Source organism: Streptomyces sp. NPDC005799 (assembly GCF_040630525.1).
GTDB classification, from domain to species: domain Bacteria; phylum Actinomycetota; class Actinomycetes; order Streptomycetales; family Streptomycetaceae; genus Streptomyces; species Streptomyces griseorubiginosus_B.
The window spans coordinates 1-8,735 of sequence record NZ_JBEXXQ010000116.1 but is presented as its reverse complement, the minus strand read 5'-3'; the positions used below and the strand labels follow the sequence as shown (position 1 = coordinate 8,735).

Annotated in this window: 8 protein-coding genes and 1 pseudogene; 7 read left to right on the top strand and 2 right to left on the bottom strand. The window is 69.0% G+C overall.

The window, feature by feature from the left end; all coding sequences use genetic code 11:
- Nucleotides 1-118 precede the first annotated feature (118 nt).
- From ABZ453_RS49400 to ABZ453_RS49390, 3 genes are read left to right on the top strand one after another with little or no spacing between them, the layout of a single operon-like run.
- Entirely contained in the window at nt 119-1,426 is a 1,308-nt protein-coding gene (locus ABZ453_RS49400; RefSeq protein ID WP_359026404.1) for a pitrilysin family protein, read from the top strand.
- Nucleotides 1,427-1,482: 56 nt separating this feature from the next.
- On the top strand, nt 1,483-2,235 hold the full coding sequence (gene dapB / locus ABZ453_RS49395; RefSeq protein ID WP_359026400.1) for a 4-hydroxy-tetrahydrodipicolinate reductase: 753 nt from the start codon (nt 1,483-1,485) through the stop codon (nt 2,233-2,235).
- A gap of 7 nt (nt 2,236-2,242) precedes the next feature.
- On the top strand, nt 2,243-2,695 hold the full coding sequence (locus ABZ453_RS49390; protein WP_359026398.1) for a hypothetical protein: 453 nt from the start codon (nt 2,243-2,245) through the stop codon (nt 2,693-2,695).
- A 265-nt stretch (nt 2,696-2,960) separates the two neighbouring features.
- On the opposite strand, the gene ABZ453_RS49385 is transcribed toward ABZ453_RS49390, so the two are convergent.
- Nucleotides 2,961-3,515, bottom strand: a complete 555-nt coding sequence (locus ABZ453_RS49385; protein WP_359026396.1) for a hypothetical protein — start codon at nt 3,513-3,515, stop codon at nt 2,961-2,963.
- Nucleotides 3,516-3,605: 90 nt separating this feature from the next.
- Nucleotides 3,606-3,842: a hypothetical protein gene (locus ABZ453_RS49380; protein ID WP_359026394.1), complete on the bottom strand. Its 237-nt coding sequence runs from the start codon at nt 3,840-3,842 to the stop codon at nt 3,606-3,608.
- A 201-nt stretch (nt 3,843-4,043) separates the two neighbouring features.
- On the opposite strand from ABZ453_RS49380, the pseudogene ABZ453_RS49375 reads away from it, so the two are divergent.
- The 4 genes and pseudogenes from ABZ453_RS49375 to ABZ453_RS49360 all read left to right on the top strand — a co-directional run.
- A pseudogene (locus ABZ453_RS49375) lies at nt 4,044-4,334 on the top strand (FAD-dependent thymidylate synthase); the annotation flags it as partial.
- Nucleotides 4,314-5,543, top strand: a complete 1,230-nt coding sequence (gene thyX, locus ABZ453_RS49370; protein ID WP_359026402.1) for an FAD-dependent thymidylate synthase — start codon at nt 4,314-4,316, stop codon at nt 5,541-5,543. The pseudogene ABZ453_RS49375 and the gene thyX, both read left to right, overlap by 21 nt.
- A 211-nt stretch (nt 5,544-5,754) precedes the next feature.
- Nucleotides 5,755-6,654 (top strand): 4-hydroxy-tetrahydrodipicolinate synthase, encoded by a 900-nt coding sequence (gene dapA / locus ABZ453_RS49365; RefSeq protein WP_359026392.1) that lies wholly within the window; start codon nt 5,755-5,757, stop codon nt 6,652-6,654.
- 145 nt (nt 6,655-6,799) lie between these two features.
- Nucleotides 6,800-8,485: a ribonuclease J gene (locus tag ABZ453_RS49360; protein WP_359026390.1), complete on the top strand. Its 1,686-nt coding sequence runs from the start codon at nt 6,800-6,802 to the stop codon at nt 8,483-8,485.
- The last annotated feature ends 250 nt before the right edge of the window (nt 8,486-8,735 follow it).

Here is an 8,735-nt window from a genome sequence, read left to right as displayed (position 1 = left end):
CCTATCCGCCCAGCCACCCCGCCGCAACTCCCCCCCACCCCCCAAATGCCCCAGCCGCCCCCCCCGGGCCCCCCCCCCCACCACCCCCGCGGCGGGGCCCCTCGCCCGTACCCAAACCCTGATCAAGGGCGAGAACGGCATCGGCACGGTCCGCAAGACCACCCTCCCGGGCGGCCTGCGCATCGTCACCGAGACGCTGCCCTCCGTCCGCTCCGCGACCTTCGGCATCTGGGCGCACGTCGGCTCCCGCGACGAGACCCCGGCCCTCAACGGTGCCACCCACTACCTCGAGCACCTGCTCTTCAAGGGCACCTCGAAACGCAGCGCCCTGGACATCTCCTCCGCCCTCGACGCGGTCGGCGGCGAGATGAACGCGTTCACGGCGAAGGAGTACACGTGCTACTACGCGCGCGTGCTCGACGCCGACCTGCCGCTCGCCATAGACGTCGTCTGCGACATGCTCACCGGCTCGCTGATCCTCGAAGAGGACGTCAACGTCGAGCGCGGTGCCATCCTCGAAGAGATCGCCATGACCGAGGACGACCCGGGCGACTGCGTGCACGACCTGTTCGCGCACACGATGTTCGGCGACAACCCCCTCGGCCGCCCCGTCCTCGGCACGGTCGACACCGTCAACGCCCTCACCGCCGACCGCATCCGCCGCTTCTACAAGAAGCACTACGACCCCACCCACCTGGTCGTGGCGGCTGCCGGCAACATCGACCACAACAAGGTCGTACGACAGGTCCGCGCCGCCTTCGAGAAGGCGGGAGCCCTCACCAACCCCGACGCCACGCCCCTCGCCCCGCGCGACGGCAGGCGTGCCTTGCGCACCGCGGGGCGCGTCGAACTGCTCGGCCGCAAGACCGAGCAGGCGCACGTCGTCCTCGGCATGCCGGGCCTGGCGCGCACGGACGACCGGCGCTGGGCGCTCGGCGTGCTGAACACGGCCCTCGGCGGCGGCATGTCCTCCCGCCTGTTCCAGGAGGTCCGGGAGAAGCGCGGCCTGGCCTACAGCGTGTACTCGTACACCTCCGGCTTCGCCGACTGCGGCCTGTTCGGCGTGTACGCCGGCTGTCGGCCCTCCCAGGTCCACGACGTGCTGAAGATCTGCCGGGACGAGCTCGACCACGTCGCCGAGCACGGTCTGTCCGACGACGAGATCGACCGCGCCATCGGCCAGCTGCGCGGCTCGACCGTCCTCGGCCTGGAGGACACCGGCGCGCTGATGAACCGCATCGGCAAGAGCGAGCTGTGCTGGGGCGAGCAGATGTCGGTGGACGACATGCTGGGCCGGATAGCGTCGGTCACCCCGGACGACGTCCGCTCGGTCGCCCGCGACATCCTGGGGAAGCGGCCCTCGCTGTCGGTCATCGGCCCGCTCAAGGACAAGCAGGCGTCCCGGCTGCACGACGCCGTCGCCTGATCCACCCCGGATCGGCCTCGGCATCCACCTCGGTTCTCGGTTAAGGAAGCAAGAAGATGAGCAAGCTGCGCGTGGCGGTCCTGGGTGCCAGGGGCCGCATCGGTTCCGAGGCGGTACGGGCCGTCGAGGCGGCCGAGGACCTGGAGCTGGTGGCCGCCCTCGGCCGGGGCGACAAGCTGGAGACCCTTGCCGAGACCGGCGCCCAGGTGGCGGTCGAACTGACCACGCCGGACTCGGTGATGGCCAACCTCGAGTACTGCGTGGGCCACGGCATCCACGCGGTGGTCGGCACCACCGGCTGGACCGACGACCGCCTCGCGCGGCTGAAGGGCTGGCTCGCCGCCTCCCCGGAGACGGGCGTCCTCATCGCGCCCAACTTCTCCATCGGCGCCGTCCTGACCATGAAGTTCGCGCAGATCGCCGCGCCGTACTTCGAGTCCGTCGAGGTCGTCGAACTGCACCACCCGAAGAAGGTCGACGCCCCGTCGGGCACGGCCACCCGCACGGCCCAGCTCATCGCCGAGGCCCGGCGCACGGCGGGCACGGCCCCGGCGCCGGACGCCACCGAGACGGCCCTGGACGGCGCGCGCGGCGCCAGCGTCGACGGCGTCCCCGTGCACGCCGTCCGCCTGCGCGGTCTGCTCGCCCACCAGGAGGTGTTGCTCGGGGGCGAGGGCGAGACCCTGACGATCCGCCACGACTCCCTCCACCACAGCAGCTTCATGCCGGGCATCCTGCTCGGCGCGCGCCGCGTGGTGACCACCCCGGGCCTGACCTTCGGGCTGGAACACTTCCTGGACCTGGGCTGACACCGCCATGCGCGCCAAGCTGTCCTACGCGATAACCGCCGCCGTCCTGGTCTTCTACTTCGTCCTGGTCGGCAGCCGCGGCGTCATGCTCATCGAGTCCGGCACGGTTGTGACCGTCACCTTCGGTGTGGCGGTGCTGATCCTGCCGGTCATCGGCCTGTGGTTCCTGTGGAAGAACACCCAGTTCGTCCGCAAGGCCAACCGGCTCGCCGCCGAACTCGACGCCGAGGGCGGCCTGCCCGTCGACGAGCTCAAGCGCACGCCGGGCGGCCGGATCGACCGCGACTCCGCCGACGAGGTCTTCGCCAAGCGCAAGGCCGAGACGGAGGCGGCCCCCGACGACTGGCGCAGCTGGTTCCGCCTCGCCGTCGCCTACCACGACGCCCGCGACACCCCGAGGGCGCGCAAGGCGATGCAGCGGGCGATCGCCCTGCACGAGGGCAGGACGATCGAGGTCTAGGGCTGGTCTAGGGCTGGTCTAGGGCGCCTGTCGCGAAGGTCCCGGCGTCCGCCCGAAGGGCGGGCCCTGCGGCGGCATAGGGGTCCCCCGCGCGAGGTTGTTCGAGCGTGGGGAGCGTGCCGGGCGTCGCGGGGGAGGCGGGACTTTCGCAAGAGGCCCTGGCCTCCGCCGCCCACGTCGGCGAACACGAAGGGGCCGGTCCGCGCACTTCGCGGTCCGGCGCCTTCGTGTGTACGACCGTCGGGTGCGCGTACGCCCCTCGACGTCAGCCCCGCCGGTTCTCCGCGGCCCACGCCTCGATGGTGTCCGCCGCCCGGTCGAAGGACCCGGCCCGGCCCACGAAGTCGGCGTTGTGCGTCGTCATCAGCAGCGGCGCGTCCTGCGCGGCCCGGTCCTTTCGCTGCAGGACCAGCGCCTGCCCCTGCACCGTCCGCGGCAGTCCCAGCCAGCGCACCGGCTGCTGCACCGTCCGCACGGCGACGATCTGCTCCCACGCGGTCGTACGCGTGCTGACGAAACCGACGTGACGCAGCCCCCGCGCGCTCACCCACACACCCATGCGCAGCAGCCGCAGGGCGCCCAGGATGACGACCAGCGCGATCCCGAGGATCACCCCGGCCTCCGACACCGACGCGGTGAGCGCGATCACGACGGCCGCGAACAGCACGAACGAGGCGAACAGCAGCAACAGCGCCGCCGTCCCCACACGCCACGGCCCGGGGCGGTAGGGGCGCCGCCAGCGGTCGCGGTCGTCGAAGGGCAGCGCGAGGTCGTCGGCTGTCTCGAAAGCGCGGTCGGCCGTCAGGAAGGGCAGGGGCACGGCTGGTCCTCACTCGATCCATGCGTGGGCTGTGCCCGGTGAGGTTATCCGCCTGTGTCCCCGCTCACCACTCTCGGGGGTCCGATGGAGTCAGTGCCCCTGGGAGGCCTGTGACTGCTGAGCCGGTGAATGGGTGTCGGTCGACAGCGCCGGCATGCCGAGCACCAGCGAGCCCACGAGCGCGGCCACGATGGTCATCCCGAGCAGCCAGCGCCCGGCTATCTGACCGGCGGACGTCCGCTCGCGCGGCGGGGGAGCGACATTGCTGCGAAACCTGTCGGCCTCCGCGACGAAGGCGAACGGAACGGGCTCGCGCCGACGAAACATGGCCGATACCTCTCCTCTCGGAGTCGCATGAGTGACTGTCACTCACACAGACGGGCGAGTGCCCCAAAAGGTGCCCGGTTTCACCGAATTCACAGAAATTCGCCGGCGTATGTCGCGACCCGGTACCGAACGCCCCGTTGTCAGTGCCGGGCCGTAGAGTGGGCGCCGCCCGAGAGACGTGATGGAAGGACCCTCCGAGCCGTGACCGACACCCCCGCCGACGACCTCAAGCCCAGCTTCCGCAGCGACGTCACCGTCGAGCTGGTCAAGCACAGCGCGGCCGACTCCGACGTGCTGTGGGCTGCCCGCGTCTCCACCGCCGGCGAGCATTCCTTGGAGGAGCTGAACAAGGATCCGGAGCGCTCCAAGGGCCTGATCAACTACCTCATGCGGGACCGGCACGGCAGCCCCTTCGAGCACAACTCGATGACCTTCTTCATCAGCGCCCCGATCTTCGTCTTCCGCGAGTTCATGAGGCACCGGGTCGGATGGTGTCTCCCGGGGGACACCATGATCAGCGTCGGCACCACCAACAACGGCGAAGCCAAACGCATCGCGGACGTCTATCGCGACTGGAAGGTCGGTGTACCTGATTCCCCGGGGAGCACGCGCCTGCTGAAGTCTGACGCGAACCTCTTGGCCGACACCATCAACCTGGAGACGGGGCTGGCGGAGAAGGCGCCCATGGTGGACGTCTTCCAATCCGGCGTGAAAGCGATCATCAAGGTGTCGACCACCAACGGCAAGGCGCTGCGGTGCACCGCGGACCACCGGGTATGGACGCCCGACGGTTGGGTCCGCGCGGGCGATCTGCGCGTTGGCGACCGGGTCGGGCGGCTGGGCCGGGTGGGGAGCGGGGAACGGCAGGGCATCCCCGAGCGCCTGCGCGAGGGCATCCAGATCTGGACCACGGAGCAGCGAGCCCGGCTCATCGCCCCGAGGGACCTCTGCTACATCTGCGACGAGAAGTTCGAGGCCCAGGACCTGGAACTGGATCACGTCATCCCGGTGGACGCCGATCTCACCAAGGCCCTCGACGTCTCGAACCTGCGGCCGGCATGCAAGCCGTGTCATCAGCGGAAGACCAACGGCGAAGGAATGCCGGTCGAAGTGCGCCGTAGCGCGCTCCAGAACGGGGTGTGCTGGGAGGCTGTCGTCTCCGTCGTCCCCGACGGGGAGGAGATGACCTACGACATCTCGATGCCGCCGCCGCACCACAACTTCATCGCGGACGGTTTCGTCGTACACAACTCGTACAACGAGGAGTCCGGACGCTACCGCGAGCTTCAGCCGGTCTTCTACGTTCCCGGAGAGGACCGCAAGCTGGTCCAGCAGGGACGCCCCGGCAAGTACGAGTTCGTCCACGGCACTCCCGAACAGTACGGGGCCGTCACCGCCGCGATGGAGGAGTCGTACCGGCAGTCCTACGCCGCGTACCAGGAGATGCTGGCGGCCGGCGTCGCCCGCGAGGTCGCCCGCGCGACCCTGCCCGTCGGGCTCTTCTCCTCCATGTACGCCACCTGCAACGCCCGTTCGCTGATGCACTTCCTCGGCCTTCGCACCCAGCACGAGCTCGCGAAGGTGCCGTCCTTCCCGCAGCGGGAGATCGAGATGGTGGGTGAGAAGATGGAGGCGGAGTGGGCGAAGCTCATGCCGCTGACGTACGCCGCCTTCAATGCGAACGGGCGGGTGGCGCCGTGAGGCACCACCGTTCCCCGGCGGAGCACACATGTACGGGTCAGCCTCGCGAGGTGTCCCAATTGCGGCATTTGGCGAAGTTCATCTAGCCTGATCAAACGGACCCGGTACTGCTTGAACCCCCGAGCAGGCAGTACCGGGCTCCGCATTTGTCCGGACTTATCCCGCACCCCGAGGGCAGACCTCGTAATCAGCAGCGAGTAGCGTGTTACCCATGGCTCCGACCTCCACTCCGCAGACCCCCTTCGGGCGGGTCCTCACCGCCATGGTCACGCCTTTCACGGCGGACGGCGCACTCGACCTCGACGGCGCACAGCGGCTCGCCACCCACCTGGTGGACGCAGGCAACGACGGCCTGATCATCAACGGCACCACCGGAGAGTCCCCCACCACGAGCGACGCGGAGAAATCGGACCTCGTACGGGCGGTCCTGGAGGCGGTCGGCGACCGGGCCCACGTGGTCGCCGGCGTCGGCACGAACGACACCCACCACAGCACCGAGCTGGCCCGCGAAGCCGAGCGCGTCGGCGCGCACGGCCTCCTGGTCGTCACCCCGTACTACAACAAGCCCCCGCAGGAGGGCCTGTACCGGCACTTCACGGCAGTCGCCGACACCACCGGCCTGCCGGTGATGCTCTACGACATCCCCGGCCGCAGCGGCGTCCCGATCAACACCGAGACGCTGGTCCGGCTCGCCGAGCACCCGCGCATCGTCGCCAACAAGGACGCCAAGGGCGACCTCGGCCGCGCGAGCTGGGCCATCGCGCGCTCCGGCCTCGCCTGGTACTCCGGCGACGACATGCTCAACCTGCCGCTGCTCTCCGTGGGCGCGGTCGGCTTCGTCTCGGTCGTCGGCCACGTCGTCACGCCCGACCTGCGGGCCCTCGTCGACGCATTCGTCTCCGGCGACGTACAGAAGGCCACGGAGATCCACCAGAAGCTGCTCCCCGTCTACACGGGCATGTTCCGCACGCAGGGCGTCATGACGACGAAGGCCGCGCTCGCCCTCCAGGGGCTGCCTGCCGGGCCCCTGCGCGCCCCCATGGTCGAGTGCGCGCCGGAAGAGATCGAGCAGCTCAAGATCGATCTTGCCGCCGGCGGGGTACAGCTCTGACAACAGACTTGGCACCACCCAGGCTTCACAACTGAATAGGCAGGCCACCGGTTGCCTGCATCCCACAACGACAACTGCTACACGCACGAACGTCACGCGCGCCACGTGCCCACCGGTACGTGGCGCGTGTGGTGAGGAGAGTCTTTTGAGTCATCCGCATCCTGAACTCGCCCCGCCCGCGCCGCTCACCGAAGGCGGCCTAAGGGTCACGCCGCTCGGCGGTCTCGGTGAGATCGGCCGAAACATGACGGTCTTCGAGTATGGCGGCCGTCTCCTGATCGTCGACTGCGGAGTGCTCTTCCCCGAGGAGGAGCAGCCCGGAATCGACCTGATCCTGCCGGACTTCTCGTCCATCAGGGACCGCCTCGACGACATCGACGGCATCGTCCTCACGCATGGCCACGAGGACCACATCGGCGGTGTCCCCTTCCTGCTCCGCGAGAAGCCGGACATCCCGCTGATCGGCTCCAAGCTGACCCTCGCCCTGATCGAGGCCAAGCTGCAGGAGCACCGCATCCGCCCGTACACCCTCGAGGTGGCGGAGGGGAACCGCGAGCGCGTCGGCCCCTTCGACTGCGAGTTCATCGCGGTCAACCACTCCATCCCGGACGCGCTGGCCGTCGCCATCCGCACCCCGGCCGGCATGGTCGTCCACACCGGTGACTTCAAGATGGACCAGCTCCCGCTGGACAACCGCCTCACGGACCTCCATGCGTTCGCACGCCTGAGCGAGGAGGGCATCGACCTTCTGCTCACGGACTCCACAAACGCGGAAGTCCCCGGTTTCACCCCGCACGAGCGGGACATCTCCAACGTCCTGCGCCAGGTCTTCGGAAGCGCCCGCAAGCGGATCATCGTGGCGAGCTTCGCCAGCCACGTGCACCGCATCCAGCAGATCCTGGACGCGGCCCACGAGTACGGCCGCCGGGTCGCCTTCGTCGGCCGCTCGATGGTCCGCAACATGGGCATCGCCCGGGACCTCGGCTACCTCAAGGTCCCCCCGGGCCTGGTGGTCGACGTCAAGACGCTCGACGACCTCCCCGACCACGAGGTGGTCCTGGTCTGCACGGGCTCTCAGGGCGAACCGATGGCGGCCCTGTCCCGCATGGCCAACCGCGACCACCAGATCCGCATCGTCGACGGCGACACGGTGATCCTGGCCTCCTCGCTGATCCCAGGGAACGAGAACGCGGTCTACCGCGTGATCAACGGTCTGACCCGCTGGGGCGCCAACGTCGTCCACAAGGGCAACGCCAAGGTCCACGTCTCGGGCCATGCTTCGGCCGGCGAACTGCTGTACTTCTACAACATCTGCCGCCCGAGGAACCTGATGCCGGTGCACGGCGAATGGCGCCACCTGCGGGCGAACGCGGAGCTCGGTGCGTTGACGGGCGTTCCGCACGACCGGATCGTCATCGCCGAGGACGGTGTGGTGGTCGACCTCGTCGAGGGCAAGGCCAAGATCGCGGGCAAGGTGCAGGCGGGCTACGTGTACGTCGACGGGCTCTCCGTCGGCGATGTCGGCGAGCCGGCGCTGAAGGACCGCAAGATCCTCGGTGACGAGGGCATCATCTCGGTCTTCGTGGTGGTGGACTCCTCCACCGGCAAGATCAGCGGTGGACCGCACATCCAGGCCCGCGGCTCCGGCATCGAGGACTCCGCCTTCGGCGAGGTGATCCCGAAGATCACGGAGGTCCTGGAACGCTCGGCCCAGGACGGCGTCGTGGAGCCGCACCAGCTGCAGCAACTCATCCGCCGCACGCTCGGCAAGTGGGTCTCCGACACCTATCGCCGCAGGCCGATGATCCTCCCGGTCGTGGTGGACGTTTGACACCTCGTGCGGGTGAACTAGGAGCGGGGCGCCTCGATTTGCATCGAGGCGCCCCGCTCCAGTACGTTTACGGCTCCGCCAGCAGGGGAACCCAGCCGCTTCGTGCGCCGGGCCGACCCGGAGGGGCGGAAAAACCGACTCAGATCTTCTGATAAAGTCGGAACCGCCGGAAAGGAAACCGCGAAACAAAAGCGGGAACCTGGAAAGCGCCGAGGAAATCGGATCGGAAAAGGATCTGATAGAGTCGGAA

Excerpts from the sequence above, each read along its gene's own strand:
- dapB (WP_359026400.1), top strand. The coding sequence starts at position 1,483 with ATGAGCAAGCTGCGCGTGGCGGTCCTGGGTGCCAGGGGCCGCATCGGT.
- ABZ453_RS49390 (WP_359026398.1), top strand. The coding sequence starts at position 2,243 with ATGCGCGCCAAGCTGTCCTACGCGATAACCGCCGCCGTCCTGGTCTTC.
- ABZ453_RS49380 (WP_359026394.1), bottom strand. The coding sequence starts at position 3,842 with ATGTTTCGTCGGCGCGAGCCCGTTCCGTTCGCCTTCGTCGCGGAGGCC.
- thyX (WP_359026402.1), top strand. The coding sequence starts at position 4,314 with ATGAGGCACCGGGTCGGATGGTGTCTCCCGGGGGACACCATGATCAGC.
- dapA (WP_359026392.1), top strand. The coding sequence starts at position 5,755 with ATGGCTCCGACCTCCACTCCGCAGACCCCCTTCGGGCGGGTCCTCACC.